Annotated in this window: 19 protein-coding genes; 9 read left to right on the top strand and 10 right to left on the bottom strand. The window is 61.6% G+C overall.

What is annotated here, in order from left to right:
* The 5 genes from HHL24_RS40715 to HHL24_RS40695 all read right to left on the bottom strand — a co-directional run.
* The coding region (locus HHL24_RS40715) for a DUF6444 domain-containing protein (protein WP_230417790.1) at positions 1-197 on the bottom strand (197 nt) is incomplete at its 3' end.
* Positions 198-495: 298 nt separating this feature from the next.
* Positions 496-3,810 (bottom strand): efflux RND transporter permease subunit, encoded by a 3,315-nt coding sequence (locus HHL24_RS40710; RefSeq protein ID WP_169490933.1) that lies wholly within the window; start codon positions 3,808-3,810, stop codon positions 496-498.
* A gap of 3 nt (positions 3,811-3,813) precedes the next feature.
* Positions 3,814-6,948, bottom strand: a complete 3,135-nt coding sequence (locus HHL24_RS40705) for an MdtB/MuxB family multidrug efflux RND transporter permease subunit (RefSeq protein ID WP_169490932.1) — start codon at positions 6,946-6,948, stop codon at positions 3,814-3,816.
* Positions 6,949-6,966: 18 nt separating this feature from the next.
* Positions 6,967-8,397 carry an MdtA/MuxA family multidrug efflux RND transporter periplasmic adaptor subunit gene (locus HHL24_RS40700; protein WP_169490931.1) on the bottom strand — a complete coding sequence of 477 codons (1,431 nt, stop codon included), beginning with the start codon at positions 8,395-8,397 and terminating at the stop codon, positions 6,967-6,969.
* A gap of 377 nt (positions 8,398-8,774) precedes the next feature.
* A complete protein-coding gene (locus HHL24_RS40695) occupies positions 8,775-9,611 on the bottom strand; it encodes an IclR family transcriptional regulator (protein ID WP_169490930.1) in 837 nt (278 codons plus the stop codon).
* 684 nt (positions 9,612-10,295) lie between these two features.
* On the opposite strand from HHL24_RS40695, the gene HHL24_RS40690 reads away from it, so the two are divergent.
* Entirely contained in the window at positions 10,296-10,637 is a 342-nt protein-coding gene (locus HHL24_RS40690; RefSeq protein ID WP_169490929.1) for a hypothetical protein, read from the top strand.
* 833 nt (positions 10,638-11,470) lie between these two features.
* On the opposite strand, the gene HHL24_RS40685 is transcribed toward HHL24_RS40690, so the two are convergent.
* Positions 11,471-11,944: a PRC-barrel domain-containing protein gene (locus HHL24_RS40685; protein ID WP_169490928.1), complete on the bottom strand. Its 474-nt coding sequence runs from the start codon at positions 11,942-11,944 to the stop codon at positions 11,471-11,473.
* Positions 11,945-12,016: 72 nt separating this feature from the next.
* Positions 12,017-12,454: a response regulator gene (locus HHL24_RS40680; protein WP_169490927.1), complete on the bottom strand. Its 438-nt coding sequence runs from the start codon at positions 12,452-12,454 to the stop codon at positions 12,017-12,019.
* Positions 12,455-12,641: 187 nt separating this feature from the next.
* Here HHL24_RS40680 and HHL24_RS40675 point away from each other — a divergent pair, with 187 nt between their 5' ends.
* Positions 12,642-12,920, top strand: a complete 279-nt coding sequence (locus HHL24_RS40675; protein WP_169490926.1) for a hypothetical protein — start codon at positions 12,642-12,644, stop codon at positions 12,918-12,920.
* Positions 12,921-13,157: 237 nt separating this feature from the next.
* Here the strand turns inward: HHL24_RS40675 and fusA are convergent, their stop codons facing one another.
* Positions 13,158-15,209 carry an elongation factor G gene (gene fusA / locus HHL24_RS40670; RefSeq protein WP_169490925.1) on the bottom strand — a complete coding sequence of 684 codons (2,052 nt, stop codon included), beginning with the start codon at positions 15,207-15,209 and terminating at the stop codon, positions 13,158-13,160.
* 208 nt (positions 15,210-15,417) lie between these two features.
* On the opposite strand from fusA, the gene HHL24_RS40665 reads away from it, so the two are divergent.
* Positions 15,418-15,903 (top strand): aminoacyl-tRNA deacylase, encoded by a 486-nt coding sequence (locus HHL24_RS40665; RefSeq protein ID WP_169490924.1) that lies wholly within the window; start codon positions 15,418-15,420, stop codon positions 15,901-15,903.
* Between the two features lie 127 nt (positions 15,904-16,030).
* Here the strand turns inward: HHL24_RS40665 and HHL24_RS40660 are convergent, their stop codons facing one another.
* The gene (locus HHL24_RS40660) at positions 16,031-16,918 is read right to left on the bottom strand and encodes a LysR family transcriptional regulator (RefSeq protein ID WP_169490923.1); all 888 of its coding nucleotides are present in this window, start codon (positions 16,916-16,918) and stop codon (positions 16,031-16,033) included.
* Positions 16,919-17,015: 97 nt separating this feature from the next.
* On the opposite strand from HHL24_RS40660, the gene HHL24_RS40655 reads away from it, so the two are divergent.
* The 6 genes from HHL24_RS40655 to HHL24_RS40630 all read left to right on the top strand — a co-directional run bounded on the left by HHL24_RS40655 (position 17,016) and on the right by HHL24_RS40630 (position 23,629).
* Entirely contained in the window at positions 17,016-17,792 is a 777-nt protein-coding gene (locus HHL24_RS40655; protein ID WP_169490922.1) for an HpcH/HpaI aldolase family protein, read from the top strand.
* 22 nt (positions 17,793-17,814) lie between these two features.
* Positions 17,815-18,693 (top strand): amidohydrolase family protein, encoded by an 879-nt coding sequence (locus HHL24_RS40650; protein WP_169490921.1) that lies wholly within the window; start codon positions 17,815-17,817, stop codon positions 18,691-18,693.
* Positions 18,694-18,743: 50 nt separating this feature from the next.
* Entirely contained in the window at positions 18,744-19,895 is a 1,152-nt protein-coding gene (locus HHL24_RS40645; protein ID WP_169490920.1) for a DUF5624 domain-containing protein, read from the top strand.
* 83 nt (positions 19,896-19,978) lie between these two features.
* A complete protein-coding gene (locus tag HHL24_RS40640) occupies positions 19,979-21,298 on the top strand; it encodes an MFS transporter (RefSeq protein ID WP_169490919.1) in 1,320 nt (439 codons plus the stop codon).
* Positions 21,285-22,391, top strand: a complete 1,107-nt coding sequence (locus HHL24_RS40635; protein WP_169490918.1) for a hypothetical protein — start codon at positions 21,285-21,287, stop codon at positions 22,389-22,391. The genes HHL24_RS40640 and HHL24_RS40635 overlap by 14 nt, the downstream gene beginning before the upstream one ends.
* 122 nt (positions 22,392-22,513) lie before the next feature.
* Positions 22,514-23,629 carry a porin gene (locus HHL24_RS40630; RefSeq protein WP_169490917.1) on the top strand — a complete coding sequence of 372 codons (1,116 nt, stop codon included), beginning with the start codon at positions 22,514-22,516 and terminating at the stop codon, positions 23,627-23,629.
* A gap of 264 nt (positions 23,630-23,893) precedes the next feature.
* On the opposite strand, the gene tnpC is transcribed toward HHL24_RS40630, so the two are convergent.
* Positions 23,894-25,180: IS66 family transposase (gene tnpC, locus HHL24_RS40625; protein ID WP_206003244.1), on the bottom strand; the 1,287-nt coding region annotated here is incomplete at its 5' end.

The raw sequence follows: 25,180 nt of genomic DNA, 5'->3' as shown, positions 1-25,180 counted from the left end.
CCCGGCTGCGCGCCAGGCTTTGCCCCGCTCGTGCCGCGCAACGACTTCGGCTTGCGCCCGGGCCCATCGCTTGAGGGCGGCTTGCTGGAGTTACGACTGTTCTTCTCGAGTTTCGCTTCGAGCGCGTTCAGACGCTTCACGAGATCAACGATGAGCGCGTCCTTCTGTTCGTGTGTGAGGTCTTTGAAATCAGGCATCTTCGTCATGTCCTTCACTATGCACAGCCTGGCTGCAGTTTACAAGCGCTGAATAGTTACGCGGCGGCAAAGAAAGTAAGTGCCTGCCCCGCACAGGGGCGACGCTAATAGACCAATAACAATTCAAGGAAAGGCCACCGCCGCAGGCAAACAGACAGAGAAGCGTGAGCTGGCAAACAACTCAAGCAAAACCCACCGCCACAAGCAAACAGACAGAAAGCGCCGAGCAGGCAAACAACCCAAGCAAAACCCACCGCCGCAGGCAAACAACCAACCCCACCGCCGCAGGCAAAAAAAATCAGGAAGCCGCCATACCCCCTCTCCGAGCCTTCCGCGACTCCCACCGCACCCGAATCCGATCCATATAGAGATACACCACCGGCGTGGTATAGAGCGTCAGCATCTGACTAACAATCAACCCACCCACAATAGCAATCCCCAACGGAGCCCGTAGCTCCGCCCCTTCCCCGCTCCCAAAGGCCAGCGGCAACGCCCCAAGAAGCGCAGCGCAAGTCGTCATCATGATCGGCCGGAACCGCAGCATACAAGCCTGATAAATCGCATCCCGCGACGACAACCCCTGCCGGGAGGCTTCAATCGCAAAGTCCACCATCATGATCGCGTTCTTTTTCACGATGCCGATCAGCAAGATCACCCCGATCAGCGCGATGATGCTGAACTCAGTCTTGAACAGCAGCAAAGCCAGTAACGCCCCCACGCCCGCGGAGGGCAGTGTGGACAAAATCGTCAGCGGATGGATATAACTCTCATACAACATCCCCAGCACGATATACACCGCGGCCAACGCAGCCAGAATCAGAATCGGCTGGTCGGACATCGACTGCTGGAACGCCTGAGCGGTCCCCTGGAAACTGCCGTGTATCGTCCCCGGCATGCCGAGCTCCGCCATCGTGTCGTAAATCGCCTGCGTCGCTGTCGATAAAGACACACCCGGCGGCAGATTGAACGAAATCGTCGAGGCCACGAACTGGCTCTGGTGATTCACCGACAACGGCGTATTCCCCGGGCCGAAGCTCGCGATCGCCGACAGCGGCACCATCGTCTCCTTCGAGGTCGACACCGCCGCGCCCGACGAAGCACTCGATTTGCCACTCGCCGCAATCGAATTGATCGCCTGGTTGCGCGCGGAATCGGCAGCGATGCTCGCCGCGCTCGACGCAGTCGTCCCCGCCGTGCCGCCAGTCGTCGCGCTCGCGCTGGCCGTAGCGGTTGTCTGCGCGGTAACCGTGCCGGCCGGCGCGTTGGTGGTTTGCGCGCCGCTCGCGCTGCCGCCCGAGGTGCTGATGTAAATCTGATTCAGCATGTCCGGGCTCTGCCAGTACTTCGGCGCTACTTCCATCACCACGTGGTACTGGTTCAGCGGGTTGTAGATCGTCGACACCTGGCGCTGGCCGAACGCGTCATACAAGGTGTTATCGATTTGCGCCGGCTTGATGCCGAGGCGCGAGGCGGTTGCGCGGTCGATCGTCACCATCGCCTCGAGGCCGCCTTGCTGCTGGTCGGAATTCACGTCGGCGAGTTCGGGGCGCGCTTGCAGCGCCTCAGTGAGCTTCGGTCCCCACAGATACAGATCGGGCGTCGAATCGGCCAGCAGCGTGAACTGATACTGCGCGTTCGATTGCCGGCCGCCGACGCGAATGTCCTGCACCGCCTGCAGAAAGGTCCGCGCACCGGCCACGTCGCCGAGCGGGGCGCGCAGTTGCTGGATCACCTGGTCGGCGGATAGCTTGCGCTCGCTCTTCGGCTTCAGCGAAACAAACATGAAGCCGGAGTTGGTCTGCCGGCCGCCGGTGAAACCGGCCACGCTTTCCACGGCGGGATTTCTGCCGACGATCTCCATCATCTCGGAGAACTTGCCCTTCATCGCCTGGAACGACGTGCTCTGGTCGGCCTGAATGCCGCCGACCAGCCGGCCCGTGTCCTGCTGCGGAAAGAAGCCCTTCGGCACGATGATGTACAGCCAGATGTTCAGTCCGATGGTGGCGAGCAGAATCATCACGATCAGGCGCGGATGCAGCAGCGCCCAGCCGAGCGTGCGCTCGTAACCGCGATGCATCGACGTAAAGCCGCGTTCGAGCCAGAGGCCGAAACGTCCTTCTTCCGTCTTTTCGTGCGGCTCGCGCAGGAGGCGCGAACACATCATCGGCGTCAAGGTGAGCGAGACGATCAGCGACACGCCGATCGCGAGCGAGAGCGTCAGCGCGAATTCGCGAAACAGCCGCCCGACAATGCCGCCCATCAACAGAATCGGCAGGAACACGGCGACCAGCGAGATACTGATCGACACCACCGTGAAGCCGACCTCGCGCGCGCCGAGGAACGCGGCCTGCATGCGCGGCACGCCGTTTTCTATATGCCGTGAGATGTTCTCCAGCACCACGATCGCGTCGTCGACCACGAAGCCGGTCGCGATCGTCAATGCCATCAGCGACAGGTTGTCGATGGAAAAGCCCAGCATATACATCGCGCCGAACGTGCCGATGATCGAGATCGGCACGGCCACGCTCGGAATCAGCGTGGCGCGCCAGTTGCGCAGGAACAGGAACACCACCATCACCACCAGCGCCACCGCGATCATCAAGGTGCGCTCGGTGTCTTTCAGCGACGCGCGGATCGTCGTGGAGCGGTCGGCGGCCGGCGCGATGTCGACGTCGGCGGGCAGCGACGCGTGCAACTGCGGCAGCATCGCCATCACGCGGTCGATGGTGTCGATAATGTTCGCACCGGGCTGGCGGTACAGAATCACCAGCACCGAACGCTTGCCGTTGAAGAGGCCCAGGTTGCGCAGATCTTCGACCGAATCGACCACTTCCGACACATCGGACAGCTTCACCGCCGCGCCATTACGGTACGCGATGACCAGATCTTTATACTGCGACGCCTTGCTCGCCTGGTCGTTGGTATAGATCTGCACGCGGTTCGGGCCGAACTCGATCGAGCCTTTCGGGCTGTTCGCGTTGGCCGCGGCAAGCGCCGCGCGCACGTCTTCGAGGCCGATGCCGTAGTGGGACAGTGCATGCGGTTCCAGTTCGACACGCACCGCCGGATTGGCCGAACCGCTCACATCCACTTCCCCGACACCGTCCACCTGCGACAGCGACTGCTGCAACACGGTGGCCGCGGAGTCGTACAACTGGCCGGCGGTCAGCGTCTTCGACGTGAGCGCGAGAATCAGGATCGGCGCGTCAGCCGGATTCACCTTGTGATACGTCGGGTTGCTGCGCAGGCTTGCCGGCAGATCGGCGCGCGCGGCGTTGATGGCCGCTTGCACGTCGCGCGCGGCGCCGTCGATGTCGCGGTTCAGGCCGAACTGCAATGTAATGCGCGTCGAGCCGACCGAGCTCTGCGAGGTCATTTCGGTGACGTCGGCGATCGAGCCGAGATGCCGTTCGAGCGGACTGGCGACACTGGTCGCCACCGTGTCCGGGCTCGCGCCCGGCAACGTGGCCTGCACCGAAATAGTCGGGAAGTCGACCTGCGGCAGCGGCGCGACCGGCAGCTTGGTGAACGCAAAAATCCCGGCCATCGCGATGCCGACCGCCAACAGCGTGGTGGCGACCGGGCGGGAGATAAACGGACGCGACAGGTTCATCGCTCAGGTCCCTGCATCGGTGGCGGGCGGCGTCGCGCCTTTGGAAGAATCGCCGCGATCAAAGCGCTCGCGCACACGGCGGGCGAGTGAGTCGAAGCCAAGATAGATCACCGGCGTCGTGAACAGCGTGAGCAACTGACTGACGATCAAACCGCCGGCAATCGCGATACCGAGCGGGCGGCGCAACTCCGAGCCTGCACCGGTGCCGAGCATCAGCGGCAGGGCGCCGAGCAGGGCGGCGAGCGTGGTCATCAGGATCGGCCGGAAGCGCAGCAGACACGCCTGATAGATGGCTTCACGCGGCGACTTGCCTTCCTCGCGCTCGGCGTAGAGCGCAAAGTCGATCATCATGATGGCGTTCTTCTTCACGATACCGATCAGCAGCACGATACCGATGATGCCGATGATGTCCAGATCGTGCCCGGTAATCAACAGCGCGAGCAGCGCGCCGACGCCCGCCGAAGGCAGCGTCGACAGAATCGTGATCGGGTGAATGAAGCTTTCGTACAGCACGCCGAGCACGATATACATCGTGACGATCGCCGCCAGAATCAGGAACAGTTCGTTCGACAACGACGCCTGGAACGCCAGCGCCGCGCCCTGGAAGCGCGTCTGGAACGACGCCGGCAAGGCGATATCCTTCTCCGCCTGATCGATCGCTTTCACCGCCGCGCCAAGCGACGAGCCGGGCGCGAGATTGAACGAAACGGTCGTGGCCGGGAACTGGCTCAAATGCGTGACCAGCAGCGGCGCGGGCTTCTCGATGAACTTCGCAATCGACGACAACGGCACCTGGCCGCCCGTCGAGGTGGAAGAGGGCAGGTAGATCGAATTCAGCGATTCCGTGTAGTGCTGCATCTGCGGCTGCGCTTCCAGAATCACGCGGTACTGGTTCGACTGCGTGAAGATGGTCGAGATGATGCGCTGGCCGAAGGCGTCATACAACGCGCTGTCGACGGTAGCGGGCGTGATGCCGTAACGCGACGCGGTGGCGCGGTCGATTTCGATGTAGACCGACTGGCCGTTGTCCTGCAAGTCGGTGGCCACGTCGGCGAGTTCAGGCGACTGCTTCAGCCGGTCGACCAGCTTCGGCACCCACGTGGTGAATTCGCTGATGTTCGGGTCGGTCAGCATGAACTGGTACTGCGTCGGACTGACAGTGGAATCGATCGTCAGATCCTGCACCGGCTGCATATACAGCGAGGCGCCCGGAATATGCGCGACGTCTTGTTGCAGCTGGCGGATCACGTCGCTCGCGGTGTTGCTGCGGTCGTCGCGCGGCTTCAGGTTGATCAGCATGCGGCCACTGTTCAACGTGATGTTGCTGCCGTCCACGCCGATGAACGAGGTGAGGCTTTCCACGTCGGGGTTCTTCAGGATCTGCGCGGCGAGTTCCTGTTGACGCTCGGCCATCGACGCATACGACACCGACTGCGGGGCTTGCGTGATCGCCTGGATCACGCCGGTGTCCTGCACCGGGAAGAAGCCCTTCGGAATGAACACGTACAGCACGCCGGTCAGCACCAGCGTGAGCACCGCGACGAACAGCGTGGAGCGTTCCCGATTCAGCACCCAGGTGAGCGCGACTGCGTAGCGGCCGATCACCCAGTCGATAAACCTGTGGGCCTTCGCTTCGAACCGGTGGCTTTCGTGCGGCGGCGAGTGGCGCAGGAGCTTCGCGCACATCATCGGCACGAGCGTGAGCGAGACGATGGCCGAAATCACGATCGTCACAGCCAGGGTGATCGCGAATTCGTGGAACAGACGCCCGACCACGTCGCCCATGAAGAGCAGTGGAATCAGCACGGCGATCAGCGAAACTGTCAGCGAAATGATCGTGAAGCCGATCTGTTTGGAGCCCTTCAGCGCGGCCTCCAGTGGCGACTCGCCTTCTTCCACGTAGCGCGCGATGTTCTCGATCATCACGATCGCATCGTCGACCACAAAGCCGGTCGCGATGGTCAACGCCATCAGCGACAGGTTGTCCAGCGAGAAACCACACAGGTACATCACGGCCAGCGTGCCGATCAGCGACAGCGGCACCGACAGGCTCGGGATGATGGTGGCGTAGATGTTGGCGAGGAACAGGTACATCACCAGCACCACCAGCACGACCGACATCAGCAATTCGAACTGCACGTCGCGCACGGAAGCGCGGATCGTGGTGGTCCGGTCCGTGACGATCTCCACCTCGAGCGCCGCGGGCAGCGACTGTTGCAGTTGCGGCAGCAGCGCCTTGATGCTGTCGACCACCTGGATCACGTTCGCGCCCGGCTGGCGCTGCACATTCAGGATGATCGCCGGTGTGTTGTTGACCCATGCGCCGAGCTTGGTGTTCTCCGCGCCCTGCACGATGGTGGCGACGTCCGTCAGCATGACCGGGCGGCCGTTCTTGTACGCGACCACGGCGCTCTTATAAGCTTCGGCGTCGGTCAGCTGATCGTTCGCGTTGATCGTGTAATTGCGCGTCGGGCCGTCGAAGTTACCCTTCGGCGTGTTGACGTTCAGGTTCGAAATCGTGGTGCGCAGATCGTCCAGATTCAGACCGTACGCGGCGAGCGCGCGCGGGTTCGCCTGAATCCGCACGGCCGGGCGTTGCCCGCCTGACAGGCTCACGAGACCCACACCCGCCACCTGGGAAATCTTCTGCGCGAGACGCGTATCGGCCAGATCCTGCACCTGCGTGAGCGGCAGCGTTTTCGAGGTGATCGCCAGCGTGATGATCGGCGCGTCGGCGGGATTGACCTTCGCGTAGATCGGCGGCGCAGGCAGGTCGGACGGCAGCAGGTTGCCCGCGGCGTTGATGGCGGCCTGGACTTCCTGCTCGGCGATATCGAGCGGCAGATCGAGGCTGAACTGCAGCGTGATGATCGACGAGCCGGCCGAGCTTTGCGACGACATCTGATTCAACGACGGCATCTGCCCGAACTGGCGTTCGAGCGGCGCGGTGACCGACGAGGTCATCACGTCCGGGCTCGCGCCCGGATAGAAGGTCTGCACCTGGATCGTCGGATAGTCGACCTCGGGCAGCGCGGAGAGCGGCAGAAAGCGCAGCGCGACGAGACCGACCAGCATGATCGCCGCCATCAGCAGCGCGGTGCCGACGGGGCGCAGAATAAAGGCGCGGGATGGATTCATGCGGTAGTTGCTGTGCCTTTATTCCGAGGCTTGCGCCGCGTGTTTGCGATGATGTCCATGCGCGGCGGATGCGCCAGAAGCGGCGGCCGCGCCGCTCGCGCCACGCGCGCCAGAAGCGCCGCGCGGCTTGTCGGCCGGAATTGTGATCTTCGCGCCTTCCTTCAGCCGGTCCGAACCGTCGATCACGACGCGCTCGCCGACTTGCAGGCCAGATTTGATGCTGGTGCGTTCGCCGTCCACCGGACCCACCTTGACCGCACGCACCGTCACCGTGTTGTCCGGCTTCACGACGTACACGAACGGACCCATCGAGCCATTCAGCACGGCCGGCGTCGGCACGATCACCGCGTCCTTGATCGTATCCACGAGGAGGCGTGTATTCACGAACTGATTCGGGAACAGCAGGTTCTTGTCGTTCTGGAAGATCGCGCGCAGCTTGACCGTGCCGGTGGTGGTGTCGATCTGGTTATCCAGGGTTTCGAGTGAGCCGCCTTCGAGCGAGGTGGTGTTGCTGCGGTCATACGCGGTGACCGACAGCTTCGCGCCGGTTTGCGTCTGCTGGATGATCTGCTGCAGATTGTCTTCGGAAGTCGTGAAGATCACGCTGATCGGCTGCAACTGCGTAATCACGACGATGCCGTTGGTCAGGCTCGGCGTCACGTAGTTGCCCGGATCGACCTGGCGCAGACCGACTCGCCCCGACACCGGCGCGGTGATGCGCGCATAGACGAGGTCGAGTTTGAAGGTATCGATGTTCGCCTTGTCGGACTTCACCGTGCCTTCATATTGCTTGACCAGCGAGGCTTGCGTGTCGACTTGCTGGCTGGCGATCGAGTCTTGCGCGAGCAGCGTCTGATAGCGTTTCAGGTCGAGGCGAGCAGTTTGCAGCAGCGCTTCGTCGCGCGCGAGGGTGCCTTGCGCGTTGTCCAGCGAGATCTGATAGGGGCGCGGGTCGATCTGGGCAAGCACATCGCCCTTCTTGACCATCTGGCCTTCCTTGAAAAACACATCTTGCAGCGTGCCGCTCAACTGCGGCAGCACGGTGACGTTGGCGAGCGGCGTGACTGTGCCGAGCGCGGTCAGCACCACCGGCATCTCACCCTGTCTGGCGGTCGCCACGTGAACCGGCTGCGGCATGTTGGCCAGGCCGCCCGCTCCACCGCGGCCCGCGCGGCCGCTGCTCGCACCGGCTGTCGCGCGCGCGCCGCTGGGCCCGCCCCACGGATGCCAGCGCCACAACACGACCCCGAGGATGACCAGCGCCGCCACGATCAGGGCGATGTTGCGGCCGCGATGGCGTTTGGCTGCAACCGGCATGGTGCCGGGACCGCCAGCAGGCTTCCCGGTGGAGGACGGTTGCGGACCGGGTTGGGAAGTGGGTCGCGAACCGGGTTGTGAAGCCGGAGCGGCAGGGCGTGAGGTTTCCGAAAGCTTTTGTTGTTCGTCCATCGGTTCGGTCAGGTGACTGGCTTTGATGTGAGCCGCTCGTGCGATTGCGCCGCTTCGACAATTCGGCGGGCCGGCACGCAGGCGGCATGACAGGCGGTTTCGACAGCGGACGCGCCGCAAATGTTCAGCGCGATGCTACCCGAGGCGCGGGATCAAGATGTTAACTCAACGCGCCATCATGGCAGTTCGGCGAGACGTTATCGAAGGGTGATAGCGGCAAGCCGGGCGAGCGCCCCGCGACGAGAATGCGTGATCCTACGTTGCGAGCGTTGTAACAGTCCACCTGTGTATTTTTCTATTGATTACGAAAGTTACAGTGCGAATGGAGGACGGGTGGAGAATGCCGTGGCTGCCGGCCGGCAAGCGTCTCTCGCGTTTCAGTTATCCAGACGGCGCCCCGGGGTGCCGCCGATCTCGAGAACGATCTTACTGATGCATTCGAGCAGGGCCGGCGCCGCGCGCGATATCAGCCAATCGCGCGGGCACTGATCCGCGGAGCCGCCGCAATTGACTGCGTAGCGTTCGCCCGAGGGTCCGGTGAATCCTGTCGCGATGGCGTTCAAGCCGTCGTACCATTCGCCCGTGGCGATCGCGAAGCCTTGCTCCGCGGTTTCCTGTAGCGCGCTTGTCAGACGATTACTGATGTAGCCCCAATCGTCACCTTCAGCGGCCTGCAAGCCGATCAGTAATTTTTCGCGTTCCGATTCGGCGAGCGCTGACAGATAGGCGCGGCCGACTGCCGTACGGCTAAGGTCCATGCGCGAGCCGATTTCGAGGCGCGACACCAGCACCGCCGAACGTGGCCGGATCGCGTCGATCACCACCATGTCGAGGCGGTCGCGTACGGCCAGATGCACGGATAAGGCGGTGCGTTCGGCGAGTTCGATGAGGAAAGGGCGCGCTCGCGCCCGGATGTCGAAGTTACGCAGAAAACCGTTGCTCAACTCCAGTACTGACGAGGTCAGCACGAATCGCTCGCTGTCGGGCAAGCGGAAAAGGAAACCTGCGCCGACGAGCGTGGCGGTAATCCGCGAGACGGTGGGCTTCGGAATGCCGGTTAGCTCGGTCAATTCGCGGTTGCTGAGCGGTGCGTCGGCTGCGGCGATCGAGCGCAGCACGGTCAAGCCGCGTGCCAGCGCGGTGACTTCGTCGCCCGAGCCGTCTTTGTCTTTGGCTGGGACTGCGGCGGCTCGGGAGGGCGCGGTTCGGGTCATATCGTTTTTATGGAACTATATTTCAGTTTTCTGTTCTCTTGCCTGCCAACGACTGTTGCACAACGGCTGGGCGGAGGCCCCAAAATGGGGCATGTAGTCCATTTTTCATCTGAAGATTCATTGTATCGGAATATTTTGCCGCGACGAATGAAGCCTTTTTAGATTTTGCTTGACTTAGTCAGCATAACCATAAAAAATGGAATCTCATTTCGAAAGACGGTTTCAGGTTCTGTATTTTGAAATACCGAACCAACCGTGGCCTGCGGAGTGTCTGTTCGAGTGCCTTTAACAGTCCCAGTAACAGTCAACGCAGTTTCTGTCTCGAGTCCGGCGCCCAGCATCGCGCGCCCGTCCAACTTTCGAATCCCGGCTCTCAGGTTCTAGCACGGCCCTCGGAATGGCTAGAACTTTTTAAGGCGTCACGGAAACGTGACGCCTTTTTTTTTTGTGCGCCCGGCATGGGCGCACTCTAGTGCGTGTAAGTCCCACCGCAAGTTGATCACAGCGAGCGAAGCGCAACTGCGTGAGGGCGAGCGGGTTTGATCGGGTCGACTACGACAGGGCTCTCGTAAATTCGGAGGCGGTCCGTCGCTAGTGTGCGGTTTCGATTACGCTCCAGACACGCTCAGCGGACTCGCCCGTGAATCGTCTTGCAATAATCGCCCGGCATCGGTCGCAACGATAATGTTCGAGCGCGAGCGCACCGTTGCATTGCGCCACACCAATCAACGTGATGCCTTCTTGTCTCTCAACATCAACAGGCCGGCCATCAATCTCGGCACATCCGTCGCAGACTTTCATGGCGCCTCCAGAATCACATCACCGTCATTGGCAAGCGTTCGCACGCATCGCTCAAAAGAGGCCCGCGGGAGGCGGGGCAAGATTGATGCACCCGCAGAGGAGACAACGCGGGCCAAGTCAGTATCTGATTGCGCAAAGCGCCTCGGCAAGCGCGAAAAAAATAAACAAAGAGGGCACGATCATGGCTTCTTCCAGCCGTCATTTGTGCGGCTTGGCCGGCGATAGTGCGCGGATCGCTGACAAGTGAACCGAGGTTTGTTCATGGAAGAAGCTGCCGGCTTTCACGTCATCTACGAAAGACGAGTCGGCAGTATTGAGGACGACAGACGATACAGCACGGAACAGGTGCCTCGTTCTTCAACTTAGTGCGTCGCCGAGGCTAACTGCTCCCGAAAAGGGCCTGCGTTGGACGCAGGGCCGGGCAAAAGACCGGCTAGCGGTCGTTTGCCCGGCTCGGCATGTAACTTGCCTCTTTCCAGTAGGCTTTATCTGTCTGGTTCATAGCCCTCGTCGACTTGAGGGCCCGGTGCAAACATTGAGTCCGTGTTCGTTTCCTTTGGGAGAGCTATCACACGCGCGTTCGTTGCAGCAGCCAGAAAACCGCAGGAGGACACTATGTTTCGGTCCACCCCAGTCATTGCCAGCAAAACCGTAGGCGGCGAAAGGATTCACGCTGAATTTCTCTGCGACACGGGACGGCTGCGAATCATCGGCGGCGTCACAGTGCGAGCAGAATGGTTTCCGCCGCATTCGTGGTTTGCTATTGCATCTGTCGCGGGATACAGCCGATGGGGTACCCGCCCGGACGAGACGGACTTGCTGCGACTTATTGATAATTTTGTACAGTTGCCAGGACAGCCGCCCTTACAAGCGGAACCATGAGTGCAACCTGGGATTTCCGACCGAAGTAATGCACCGGATGGCCGAGCTCAACAGGCTATTCGTGTGCGCCTGGTCACTGGGGCCACGCGTCTACGCCACCGCAGTGGATCGCGGTGGCGTAGGGTTTAGAGCAACAGACTAGCTGTCCGCATGGCGCGGCTTAGCACTTGTGTTTTTCAGTGCTCGCTCGGTCTGATGCTGAGGTCGTTTTCCACCACCTCATGGGTCGCTGACCAGTACGGCTGCCGATTGTAGTAGTTATACGTCGACTCTCCCCATTTCGCATCCGCCATCATCGGCCAGTGGTCCTTGTCGAAACCCGGGTCGTCCTTAAGGCGCTGTGCGACCATATCGACGACAAAGCACTTCTCGTCCGTATCGAGAGTCAGTGCGCTCCACGGTATGGCATGCAGGGTAGAACCCATTCCGAGGAAACCCCCCTCAGAGATTACGGCATAGGCGATGCGTCCGTTCCTGACGTCAAGCATGATGTCTGAAATTTTCCCCACGTGTTCGCCATCAGAGGACATGACTTTGTTCCCATCGAGCGTTGCCGCGGCCATGATGTCCGGCCCCGGTCCTTCGCCCATACCACCGCCGACGATGTTAGCTCCGCGTTGGGTGTCACCTTGCGGGTTGATTGAGCCCATGATTCACCTCCTTCGAAAAAGGTACTCCGAAGACGCGCAAGCGGTGTACCTGAGTTGCCGGCCGCAGGCCAATTACACCCAAAGTTTTGAGGGTATGGGTTGCCATCGGGAAACTGCCGGAGCGGGCAGATTGATGCGGGTTTGGGGACCCGACAAACGCTTCGCCAACAGCGAGTCAATGGCGCACTCCAGGACACCCAGGTCGACGGGCTTGGAAAGGAAAACATTCCACAGCGTGGATTTCTCTTTTGGCGGGATCCGGCCGGATGCCATGACCACAGGAATCTGGGCAAGTGCGGGGTAAAACTTTAGTCGTTCGCACAAGGCAATTCCGTCCATTCCTGGCATGTTCCAGTCAGTGACAATCAAATCGGGAAGGCATTGCGCAGCTTTGTCGAGCGCTGCCTCCCCGCCTTCCGCGAGAAGTATGTGGTAACCGTGCCCCGCCAGGATAATCTGGAGCATCCAGAGCGAATCCACGTCGTCGTCGACGAGCAGGATGGTAGACATATCGCAAACCCTGAAATATTCCCTCCTTTTTCCGCAACCCCCATGCCTGCCAATCTGTCTGCGGCCGCGTCGCTTTCGAGTTATGCCAAGGTGGCTTGGCTGACCTGCGGCACGAGAATTGCGCGGAACAGAGCGCGGTTTCACACCTTCCGGTGCTAACGACCGCTTCGCGTTTAAGGAGAATGCCATGCGAGTCGCGACGAGAGGAGTTTTGATTTCAGCATTGATCTTCGGTATCTCAGGGACCGTCTACGCCCAAGGCGCGGGCGGCGGGGGGGCGGCCGGCGGTCAAGGCGGCACGGGCATGAGCAAACCGAACGCGAGTGGTTCAACCGATACGGTATCGGGCGCGTCCGGGGCGAATACCATGGCGCCTACGGGTAGCACCTCGCACAAGAAGATGCATAAGAAGTCCAGCGCCGCTACGCCGGCGTCGGCCACCAATCCGGGTTCGGGTGGCAGTTGAAAAGTACGTTTTGACGATGTCAGGCGGTCGCGCGTATTGCGACTTCAGTAACAGTGAGATGGCGTCGACCGCCCAGCGTAACGCTTCCAATTGACGGCGAGTTGCTTGTACGCATTGATAGTTTGACCGGTGGCGAGTGGATGACTCTCCCCCGACGTTAAGGAACTTGCGGGCGAGAAACTGCCCACGCCTCTTCAACTGCCCACGCTTCTTCATGAGTCGCATCCAGGATGCCACTCATGGCGCCGCACTGTCGTCTTGTTTTTTGTGCTGCGACGCCATCCGCGCCTGCTGAGCAGGGGACACCGGATCGTAGTGGCTGAGCTGGATACTGTAGTGACCGTGGCCGCCGGCGATCGCATTCAGACGCGACTGATAGTCGTTGAGTTCGGACAATGGCACCTGCCCCGTAACGACCACGGCGTTGCCGGTGGCTGTGCGTGTGCCATGCACCTGCCCGCGCTTGGCGGACAGGTCGCCGATGATGTCGCCCATCGCGGCTTCCGGCGTCATCACCTCGATGTCCACGATGGGTTCGAGCAGGATGGGCTGGGCTTTCAGCACTGCATCGATGAAAGCCTTGCGCCCGGCCGAGACGAATGCCACTTCCTTGGAGTCGACTGAATGGCTCTTGCCGTCGTAGACGGTGACGCGCACGTCCTGCATCGGGAAGCCGGCAAGCGGCCCGCTGTCGATGACCTGCAAGATGCCTTTCTCGACAGCGGGAATGAACTGACCGGGGATGGCGCCGCCCTTGACGGCGTCGACGAACTCGAAGCCGGTGCCTCGCGGCAGTGGCTCCACGCGCAGCATCACTTCGCCGAATTGCCCGGCGCCGCCGGTTTGCTTCTTGTGGCGACAGTGCCCCTCGGCCTTGGCGCCGATGGTTTCCCGATAGGCGATCTTCGGCGGCCGCGTCACGACCTCGAGCTTGTACTGCTCGGATAGACGCTCCAGCATGACGCGAAGGTGCAACTCGCCGAGACCTCGCACCACCGTCTCATTGGTGCTGACCGGGTGTTCGATGCGCAGGCAAGGGTCTTCCGCACTCAGCTTTTGCAGAACTTCCCAGAGGCGCTGCTCGTTGCCCGGGCGCGCAGGCTCGATCGCGAGGCCATAGATGGGCGTGGGGAAGTCGAGCGGGGTCAGATGGATGTTGCCGTCCTCGGGGGCATCATGCAGCACGGCATCGAAGCCGATCTCGTCGACTTTGGCCGTGGCGCAGATATCGCCTGGTCCGGCTTGCGGGACGTCCACGTGCTCTTTGCCCTGCAGCATCATCAGATGGGCGACCCTGAACGGCTGGCGCGCGTCGCCGATATAGAGCTGGCTGTCGCGCCTGACCGTGCCCTGATGGATGCGAAACACGGCCATTTTGCCGATGTAAGGGTCCATGACAATCTTGAAGACATGGGCCAATACATGCTTGCCGGCGACCGGCTCGGCGCGTACGACTTGCTGGCGGCCGCCGGCATCGCGGTAGAAGAGCGGCGGGTTGCCTTCCATGGGATTGGGCAGGAGCCGGACGAACACGTCGAGCAATTCCGCGATGCCTGCGCCGTTGGCCGCCGACGTGAAGCAAACCGGCACCAGATGACCTTCGCGCAATGCTCGCTCGAAGGGTTCGTGCAACTGCTCGGGGCTGATAGCCTCGCCTTGCTCCAGGTAAAGCTCCATCAAGGCCGGGTCGATCTCGACCACTTGATCGACTAGCGCATTGTGCGCGGCCGCAACAGACAGGAAATCGGCATCGCCTGCAGGGTTAAAAAAGCAATCCACCACTTGGCGGCCGCCTTGCGCCGGCAGGTTGATGGCCAGGCATTCCTTGCCGAAGGCCTCCTGGATTTGCGTCAAAAGCCCCGGAAGGTCGACCTTTTCGCCGTCGATGCCGTTGACGATGATCATTCTGCAGAGCTTGCGCTGTTCCGCCCAGGCCATCATGCGCCGGGTCGTCATTTCGATGCCGGCCTGTGCATTAATGACGACGGCGGCAGTCTCGACAGCGGGCAGGGCACTGATCGACAGCCCGGAAAAGTCCGGATAGCCGGGCGTATCCAGTAGATAAATGCGGGCATCCCGGTAGTCCAGGTGGGTGACGGCGGAGTTCAGCGAGTGGTGATATTTGCGCTCGAGCGGGTCGAAATCGCAGACCGTGGTGCCACGCTCCACGCTGCCGGGCGCGTGTAACGCGCCACCTCGGTGCAGCAGGGCTTCGACGAGCGATGTCTTGCCGCATCCGGCATGCCCGACCAGGGCGATGGTGCGGATGGCGTCGGGGCTGTAAGCCATGGTCGCCCTCGTCCAGTAGTGGATGTGGGGCCATTATTGGCGAAAACCGAACCGCGTGCCATACGGGGTGATCGTTCCCATTCGTTTTCATGCCCGCGCAGTCACGGCGCGGCAGTCCGCATGTTTTCACGCGCGAGCCAACGCGACCTATCCTTAAGGAATCTTGAGCAATAGTCTCCCGTTTCCTTCCTTCCGGAGGAGGTACGTCATGTCAATGTCTGCCACGCTTCAGGAGTGCCTGCGCAGCAAGGGCTCCCAGTACGAAATCGTGCATCATCCGCACAGCCATTCCAGCATCGAAACCGCGGCGGCAGCGCATATTCCCGGCGATCGCCTTGCCAAGACGGTGCTGTTCGAAGACGAGCACGGCTATGTGGCGACGGTGTTGCCATCGACCTACGCCGTGCGGCTGTCCGAGCTTTGGGCAAAGACCGGACGCCACCTCCTGCTGGCCAAAGAGGTGGATCTGCGGGAGCTGTTCAAGGATTGCGACATAGGAGCGCTCCCGCCGGTATGTACGGCCTATGGCATGCGAACCTATCTCGACGAAAGTCTTGCCCAGCAGCCGGACGTCTATTTTGAGGCCGGCGATCATGAAGAGTTGATTCACATGGGCACGGATCAATTCCTGGATCTGATGGACCGAGCCGAGCGGATACGCTTCGCCCGTCGCATGCAGGGTATGTCAGCCTGATTGGTGTCCCCCGATACGTAAGGCACTGTGCAGTGCGGCATAAAAGATACCGATCCTACAAATCGGCTCCGCTAATCAGGCGGTAGGCGGGCTGTGCCCGAATAGCTAGTTTCGGCCATCGCATGGCCTACCGAAGACCCAGCGCCAGCTCCACAAACTGCATCGCCCGGGCGTTGGCGTCGCCATGTCGGTGAACGATGTACAGCGTGGTGACGGTGTCGGTCTCGTCCAGGTGTCGGAACACAACGCCCGGCACCGCGATGGTCTGCAGCGTCGACGGCACGAGCGCAATACCGAGCCCGGTGGCGGTCAGCCCGATCAGGGTGGAAGCCTGCTGGGCCTCCTGGACGACCTGAGGTTCGAATCCGCGCTTCGCGCACAACGCGAGAATCTTCTCGGAAACCGCGACCCCCGCTTGCCGCGGATAGGCGATGAACGGCTCGTCGCGCAAATCCTTAAGCTTGATCGACGCGGCATTGGCGAGTCGATGCCGGGCGTGCATGGCGAGCAATAGCGGCTCTTCCATCAGCGGCGTGAACACCAGGTCGGTGGGGGGCGTGCTTTCGGGCATCCGCAGCAACCCGACGTCAATTTCGCGCTGCTCGATCGCCTCGATCTGCCGGGACGACGACAACTCCAGCAGCGTGATGTTGACCTTCGGACGTTGCGTCCGGTACGCGTGAATCAGTCTCGGGAAAAACGGTGACAGTGTTGACGCGTTGGTAAAGCCGACTCGCAAACGCCCGACTTCGCCGCTGACGGTCTCCCAGACGCTTTCCTTCGCGTGTTCGATCCGCGCGAGGATCGCCCGCGCGTCGTCCAGCAACGCCAGCCCCGCCTCGGTCAGTGCGACAGTGCGGCGCGTGCGGTGGAACAGCCGCGCGCCTAGTTCCGCCTCCAGTGACTGGATCGCAAGGCTCAACGGCGCCTGCGTAATGCCCAGCCGCTCGGCGCTGCGGCGGAAATGCAGCTCCTGCGCAAGTACCACGAAAAATTCCAGATGACGGATGTTCATTGATTTGCTCTGTGAATCAATAACCTTGATTTGGAGAATAAATCAAAACTGTTTCCCGGGCGATACTGTCTTCCACCAACACAACGACGGAGACAGCATGAACGGTGCAGAACTGGTCGAACGCCTGCGAGCGCGACACAAGATCATTGCGCTGGGAATTCGCGCCTCGCGCACGACGGATGCGGTCCGTTGGGCCAAAGCGGCCGGCTACGACACGATCTGGGTGGATATGGAACACAGTTCGCTGCCGGTCGACACCGTGTCGCAACTGTGCTCATGCGCGGTCGACCTCGGCCTGATGCCGTGGGTGCGCGTGCCGGAACGCGATTACGGCACGATCAACCGCGTGCTGGATGGCGGCGCGCTTGGCATCATCGTGCCGCGCGTCGAGACCGCCGACCAGGCGCGCGACGCGGTGATCGCCACGCGCTTTCCGCCGCTCGGCCAGCGTTCGCAACTGGCGACGCTGCCCTACGTCAACTTCGAGAAACTTCCCGCTCGCGAACTCAACCGCCGTTTGAACGAGGCAACCGTACTCAAAGTGCTGATCGAAAGCCGCGCTGGCGTCGAAGCGGCCGACGCGATCGCGGCGATCGAAGGCGTCGACGTGCTCGCGCTCGGTTGCAATGATCTCTCCGCCGATCTGGGCCACACCGGTGAATCGGCGCATCCCGAGGTCGTGGCCGCGTGCCGCAAGGTAATCGCGGCGGCAGAGCGGCACGGCAAGGTGGTGATCGTGGGCGGAATGGCGGAGTGCGAGGCGCTCAGTGAATTGCGCCGCGAGGGCGCCGCGCCTTTCATCTTCGCGGGCATCGACAGTGATGTTTATCTGGCCGCGCTGCGCGAACGCGTCGAGCAGGCACGTCAACTTTAATTCGAACTTTTACTTTCAAATCATGGCAGAAACCCCGCTGATTTCCACGCCGATGCGTGACTATGAAACCCTGTCGAGGCCGTCATTCACAATGCCGCCGCTCGCTTGCGACGCGCACATGCACGTGTTCGGCTCCGAAGACAAATACCCGAAGGTCGAGCATCCGCACTACACGCTGCCGGACGGCAAGCTCGCGCACTATCTGCAGATGATGAACGTGCTGCAGCTGAAGCGTTTCGTGATCGTGCAGCCGAGTTTTTACGGTACGGACAACCGTTGTCTGATCGACGCGTTGCACGTGGCGGGTTCGATCGCGCGCGGTGTCGTGATGATCGAGGAGAACACGGACGCGGCGACGCTCGACAGCTTCCATCAGTCCGGCGTGCGCGCGGTGCGCCTCGATCTGTTTGCGCGTTCCGGGCTGCCGACCGTCGAGATTCAGCAGTACATCACGCGGATGGCCCGCTTGTGCGCAAGCCTAGGCTGGCACGTGCAGTTCTATGCGCCGGGCTGGGTCGTGCGCAATCTGATTCCGTTTCTCGCCGACGTAGAGACCGATTTCGTCATTGATCACATGGGCTACATGCTCGAAGAAGACGGCCTCACGCAAGCGGATTTCGACCGTCTGCTCAGCTTGCTGAAAGACGGCAACTGCTGGCTTAAACTCAGTGCGCCGTACCGGATCGCCAAACATCGTGGCTATGAAGCGGTGGCGCCGATGGCTGAAGCCATCATCAAGGCTGCGCCGCACAAGGTTATCTGGGGTTCGGACTGGCCGCACATTCCCGATTCGACGCGCGACACCGGCGAATTGCTGAACCTGCTCGGTGCGTGGACCGACGATCCGGCGGTGCACAAGATGATCCTGTCCGACAACCCCGCGCGGCTGTTCGATTACTGAGCGGCAACTGAGCGAACACTAAGCGACTACTGAGGCAGTACACACCCACTATGTCTTATCAACCCAACGCAGCGTTTGCCGGTCTCTTTCGCGCGTTCACATCGGACCCGCAGAGCATCGGCGCGCATCTGACGCAGCAGATGGCGCAGCAACAAGCGGACGATCCATTGCTGGTGTCGACCGGCAGCGACATCGTGCTGTTTCCCGGCGCGGGGCGGGCGCCGACGATTGAGAGCTTTCGCAAATCGACGCGTGGCTTCATCGAGTTGACGGCGGTATCGCATTTGCCGCTGGCACTGGCTTACCTTGCGCGGATGCGTGAACTGTCGCCGCACGACGACGCGTGGCAACGCGATGCGTCGAATCTGCGCGGCCATGCGCAGGCAACCCGCGCGGCGAACTCGCTTGCGCTGTGGCGCGATCACGTGGCGGTCGATAGCTTCGCGGGCCACGAGCAGAAGATCGCCGATCTCGTCGACTACACGTGTGGCGTGACGATCGATTTTCTTGATCGGATCGAGAAAGATCATTCGTTGCTGAGCTTCGAGCGCCTGAACGACGAGTACTTCGCCGCGCCAGCCACGAGCGCGTTTCCTGTGCCGATGAACGACGTGATGTTCGCGACCTTCGGACTCGCGTTTCTCGACATCGTCTACCGCATCGGCAACTGGTTGCGCGCGCAAGCGCTCGACTGGAACCGCTTGATGGTGCTCGTCAGCGGCCGGTCGGGCAGGGCGACTGCCGGTGTGACGTGGGCGTCGAACAATATGTGCTATCTGGTATGGTGCGCGTCGAATCGCGTGCTGCTGCCGGAGCGCGTGTTCGTCGCACCGCACGCACCATCGTTCTCGGTCTCCGAACTGCCGGACGCTGCAGGCCTTTCGGAACTGGAACGCACGTATCGCGAGTTGTGGCTCAACACCCGTTCGAGTATCGATGTCGCGCGCGCGCTGTTCCCCGAGCAGCATCCGTATCACTTCGATCCGGCGCCCCCCGGCGGCATGCCGCCCATCACCTCGATCGATGACCGCGACGCGACCACGGCGCGCCTGCGCCGCATCATGGAAGATCCGACGCAGCTGTTGTCCAACTGCGTCGCTGATTACATCGTCGATCAGTTGTACCGCAACGGCAATCAGCCGCAAAAGGTTGAGATCCCGGGCTTTACGAATGTGACTTTTCCTCGCGCCGTGCAGTCGTAACGACGGCCGCCGGACCGACACCCGCGCGCAAGGGCATCCGCGCGGGTCATAACAAAATGCCCTTGATGAAGGAGACAGGCTTCATGAACCCACTTGCACTCGAGCCGTCGGCGGGTCCGCCGGTCAGCAACGTGCTGCGCATCACGCTGGTGTGCTTCGCGGTATCGATGATCGATGGTTTCGACACGCTGATGTTGTCGTTCGTCGCGCCCTTGCTGGCGAAGTCGTTGCAGATCGATCACGCAACACTGGGTCGTGTGTTTGGCGCCGGCTTCATCGGCACGGTGCTTGGCTCGTTGATCGTCGGTCCGCTGGCCGATCGTTTCGGTCGACGGCCGATGCTGCTGCTGGCGCTCGTCGTGACCGGCATTTTCACACTCGGCTGTGCGTTTGCCACTTCTGCGACGATGCTGGCCACGCTTCGGTTTGTCGGCGGTCTCGGCATGGGTGGCGCGATTCCGCCGGTTGCGGCGATCACGGCTGAGAGCAGTTCGCCGCAACGCCGCTCTTCGCTGGTGATTCTGATGTTCATCGGTTTTCCGCTCGGCGCAGTGGTGGGCGGCGCGATTACCGCGGCGTTGATGGTGCGCTTCGGCTGGCCGTTCGTGTTCCTGATGGGCGGCACGTTTGCGTTGCTCGCGCTGATCCCGGTGCTCCTTGTGATTCCGGCGCAAACGGTCAGCCGCGCCGAACGGGCAGCAGCGCGACTGCGCTCGACGGCGCGAGGCCTAAGCGTAGTCGGCCGCGTGTTCGCCGACGGCCGGCTCGCCGCGACGTTGGCACTGTGGTTCGGTGTGTTGTCGAGCATGATCCTGTCGGGCTTCCTGGTTAGCTTCATGCCGACCATTCTCAACATGAACGGTGTCGAGCCAGGCCGTGCCGCGCTCGGTTCGGTGGTGCTCAATTTCGGTGCGATCGGCGGTGCGCTGGTGCTTTCGGGCGTGGTTGGCAAGCGTGGACCATTTGTACCTGTGGCGATTTCTTTTCTGGGCGGCGCGGCGTTGACGGTGGCGTTGGGCCAGATCATCGGTGCGGGGAATGTCGCGTTTGCGATGCTGTTTGCCGTCGGCGCGTTTCTGGTCGGCGGGCAGTTGACGTTTCCAGCGATTGCCAGCCATCTCTTTCCCGCCAACGTGCGGGCGGCCGGCGTCGGGTGGACGCTGGCGATCGGGCGCATCGGTTCGATTGTCGGGCCAGTGGTCGGCGGCATCCTGTTGTCGCAGCATCTGTCGTTCGAAACGCTTTTCATGCTGGCAGCGATCCTCGCGGTAGGCGCTGCGCTGGGGCTTGGTGTCGCCAATGTGCTGCGGCCGCGCGAAAAAGAGAGTGGACCGGTCTCGTCGACTGCGTCTTTTGCAATCACGGGTTCGGAGTTGGGAGAAGCGGGTCATGGCAAAAACTGAATTGGGCGCCGGCCTGCTCACGACGCTGCAGCATCTGCCGACCAGCGGCGCGCGCGCGGTCGAAGTCTTTACGACGGACGAGGGCACCTTTCTCGGCGTGCCGCAACTCGCGCGCGATGTGCCGGGTGAACCGCCTTACATGAACGGTGGCGACAGCGACATCGAAGCGCCGATCTACCGCTGGCAGGACGGCCGTTTCATCGAGCATGAAGCGCTGGCATTGCCCGGCGGCGAAGACCTCGAGTACTTCGAGATCGACGGCCGGCGCTTTCTCGCAGCGGCCGGCATTCGAAGCGGCAAGGGACCGTACGATCTCGATACCGATGCGGTGGTGTATGAACGCATCGCTGGCGCATGGGCGCCATTGCAACGCTTTCCGGTATTCGCGGCGAAGCAGTGGACTGCCTTTTCGTTCGACTCGCGCCATTTCCTCGCGTTGGCGCAAGGCGTGGTGGTCGACGGTGTCGCGCCGAAACATCCACGCGAATCGTGCCTGTTCGAATGGAATGGCGAGCGCTTCGTGCCGTTTCAGACTTTCAATGGACAGTGGGGCTACAACTTCGCGTTCGTGTCATTCGGCGGCGAGCACTATCTCGCGTATGCGGATCACGTCAGCGGATCGTCGGTGAATCGCTGGAACGGTGAGACGTTTGTACCGCTGCAAACGTTCAACGAAAACGGTGGCCGTGCATTCCGCTTTTTTGAGGCAGAGGGCGCGCTATGGATGGTGCACGCGAACCTGCTCAAACACACCACGCTTTATCGATTCGACGGGGCGCAGTTCGTCGAGATGCAGATGCTGGGCGGCCCCGGTGGACGCGAACTGTGTCTGATCGACGGTAAAGAGGGGCGCTATCTGGTGCGCGTGTGCTTTATCACCGGAACGCCGAAAGCACCGGTCGTCGTGTCGCAATCGGAAATTTTCCGCTGGCGGGATGCGTGCTTCGAACGGTTAGGGGACTTCGCGACATCCGGTGCGACCGATGCCGCTAGTTTCGTCGACGACGGTCAGCGTTATCTGGTGGTCAGCAACAGCCTGAGCGACGAGATCCGCTTTCGCACCGATTCGACGTTATACCGGTTCAACGGTTAGCGCCTAACCGACATCCCCAGCGCCCGGCGGCCCGCCGGGCATTCCCGACAGGGAACAGATATCCCTCCTGCGAGGGAGGGCACCGTTTTGCCTTTTAAAAATAAAACCATTGGAGACGAGCAATGAAAAAGTTTGCCTTGAGCTTAAGCGCAACCGCTGTACTGGCATTGAGCATGAGCAGCCAGATTGCGCACGCACAAAGCAGCGTGACGCTGTACGGCATTATCGACGCGGGTATCACCTACTTCAGCAACGTGAACGGCCATTCGAACTTCGTCGCCAACGACGGTTCGATCCAATCGAATCGGTGGGGCCTGCGCGGTGTGGAAGATATCGGCGGCAGCACACGGGTCATCTTCGATCTGGAGAACGGCTTCAATCTCTACTCAGGCACGATGGTGCAATCGGGCGTGCTGTTTAGCCGTCAGGCGTGGTTGGGTGTCGAAAATCAAACGTACGGCAGGTTCACGCTCGGCAAGCAGTACGACTTCTTCTGGGACAATCTCACGCAGTTTGCCATGGGGCAAGTCGCCGGCCAGTACTCGTGGCATCCGGGCGACTTCGATCACCTTGCGGGCACGTTGCATATTAATAACGCGATCAAGTACACGTCGCCGAACTATGCGGGGTTGCAGGCGGGCGCGCTGTACGCGTTTCCTTCGCAATCCGTATCAGCGGGAACGGGGCGTGTGATTGCGTTTGGACTTCGTTATTCGAATGGCCCGCTGAACCTCGGCGCCGCGTACACCGATACGCATGACCTCGGCTTGAATGGGCCGAGCCAGGCCGGCACCACGTTCTTCCCCGATCTACCGGCCACCCCTGTGCTGGCGAGCAGCGTCAGCAGCTTCGGTGTGGGTGGCAGCTATCGCTTGGGCAGGAGCCTGACGCGGCTGCTATTCACCGACACGCACTTCCGCATCGGACACGACAACGGTTCGATGCCGACCTATGAAGTGAACGAGGTGTTTCAACTCACTCCCGCCACGACGCTGATGGGCGGCTACTGGTACAGCAAGCTCGGCTCGCAGAAGTGGCAGAACGGGACGGTCCTGCTTGATTACGCGTTATCGAAGCGCACCGATGTCTATACGAGCGCGACCTATCTGCGCGCATCGGGTGGCGCGGCACCGGTGTTCCTCGGCGGCGGCGCAGCACCGGTGTTTGCCAATGGCGTGTATGTCGGCACAGGTCAGTCGTCGACCGCGGTACGGGTGGGGATTCGCACGCTGTTCTAGCCCTGACACGTCGGCAGCGAATGTGCGGCGTATCGAATCCCGCCCATCTCAAACCGCCAATTAGAACCGAACTGGGGCAGGCGTCGCACGGTCCCTATGACCTTTCCCTTCATGACGGCAAGCAGGCGCGCTGCTCGCGGCGCAAGAATGCACCACGGGCAGCGCAAACACTGATTACGGTTCGATACGTTCTCCGAAAACCAATCCACAAAAGCTTGTTTGCGATTCCGTATCCAGGTCGCTAGATTCATTCATACAGCGTAACTATTCAGCAGCCGGAAGCGGCGAAACGACGAATCCGTCGCGTTCGGCCTGGTTGTTGTCGAACGGTACCCGGTGATCGGCAATGAAGCGCCACACCTGGCTCGCCTGCATCTGCAGACGCCGGACCAGGTTATAGGTAAAGCTTTGCCTGATCCTGCCGCGCAGTTCCACGCGTGTGGGCGCGCGAGCCTGGGTTGGATTAAGTTTGCGCGCCTGGGCGATCAGTGCCCGGCTGCGTCGCCTGTAATAGTGCTGCCGCGATTGACCCAGGGACATGTTGCCTGAGGCCACGCTGAGCTCGACCTCGCGCTTGGCCTGGCAAAGCAGATCGATCATCTGCTGGGCCCAGGGTTGCTGCGTAGACTCCACGACGAACACCAGTTCGCGCAGATGGTGGGCGTTGCACAGCGCATGTTCACACTCATAGGCAGCGTAAGGCCTCCAGCCGTCGTGCACTGCGATACCCGTAAAACCGGGAAGGATGCCGAAGCTGTCCAGCGCCTCGCTACCGCGCTTGCGGTGTGCGCCATACCAGCTCAACGTACGCGTCGAGGCGAGATGCAGCCAGTGGGGCGTGCGTCCCACGCGCATGGAGCTCTCATCGAAATGCACCACGGGCTGCTCGCGTAGCGCATCGCGGATCTGTTTAACCGCGGGGGCCAGCAGGCGGGCAGCCTCATCGATGCTCTGCTGCACCGTGCCCGTACTCACACGCAGACCGAACAGATCCCCCAGCGCCTGGGCCGTACGCGCCACCGGCAACTGCTGGTACTGCGTCAGATAGACGGCCGCCGCCCGGATCTGCGGGCCGTACTGCACCGCCTGGCTCACGCTTTCGGGAAACACACCCGAATGGCGCTTGCCGCAGGCGCACTGCGCGATCTGAACGCGATGCTCGGTCACATTAAAGCGCGTGGGCGGCAGATCGATGACCTGACGTCCTTCTGGCAACACGGTGATACGGGCAGATTCGATCTGCTGGCCACATGCATCGCACACCGGCGCCACCGGATGAATCTCGATGCAATCGGGTTGCACCACCCGCTTGAGCGTCTTGCCCTTATGCCCCGGCTGCGCGCCAGGCTTTGCCCCGCTCGTGCCGCGCAACGACTTCGGCTTGCGCCCGGGCCCATCGCTTGAGGGCGGCTTGCTGGAGTTACGACTGTTCTTCTCGAGTTTCGCTTCGAGCGCGTTCAGACGCTTCACGAGATCAACGATGAGCGCGTCCTTCTGTTCGTGTGTGAGGTCTTTGAAATCAGGCATCTTCGTCATGTCCTTCACTATGCA

Source organism: Paraburkholderia polaris, from assembly GCF_012927345.1.
GTDB lineage: Bacteria > Pseudomonadota > Gammaproteobacteria > Burkholderiales > Burkholderiaceae > Paraburkholderia > Paraburkholderia polaris.
Note: the sequence above shows the minus strand (reverse complement) of the source record. Positions and strands in the feature narration are given on the sequence as shown.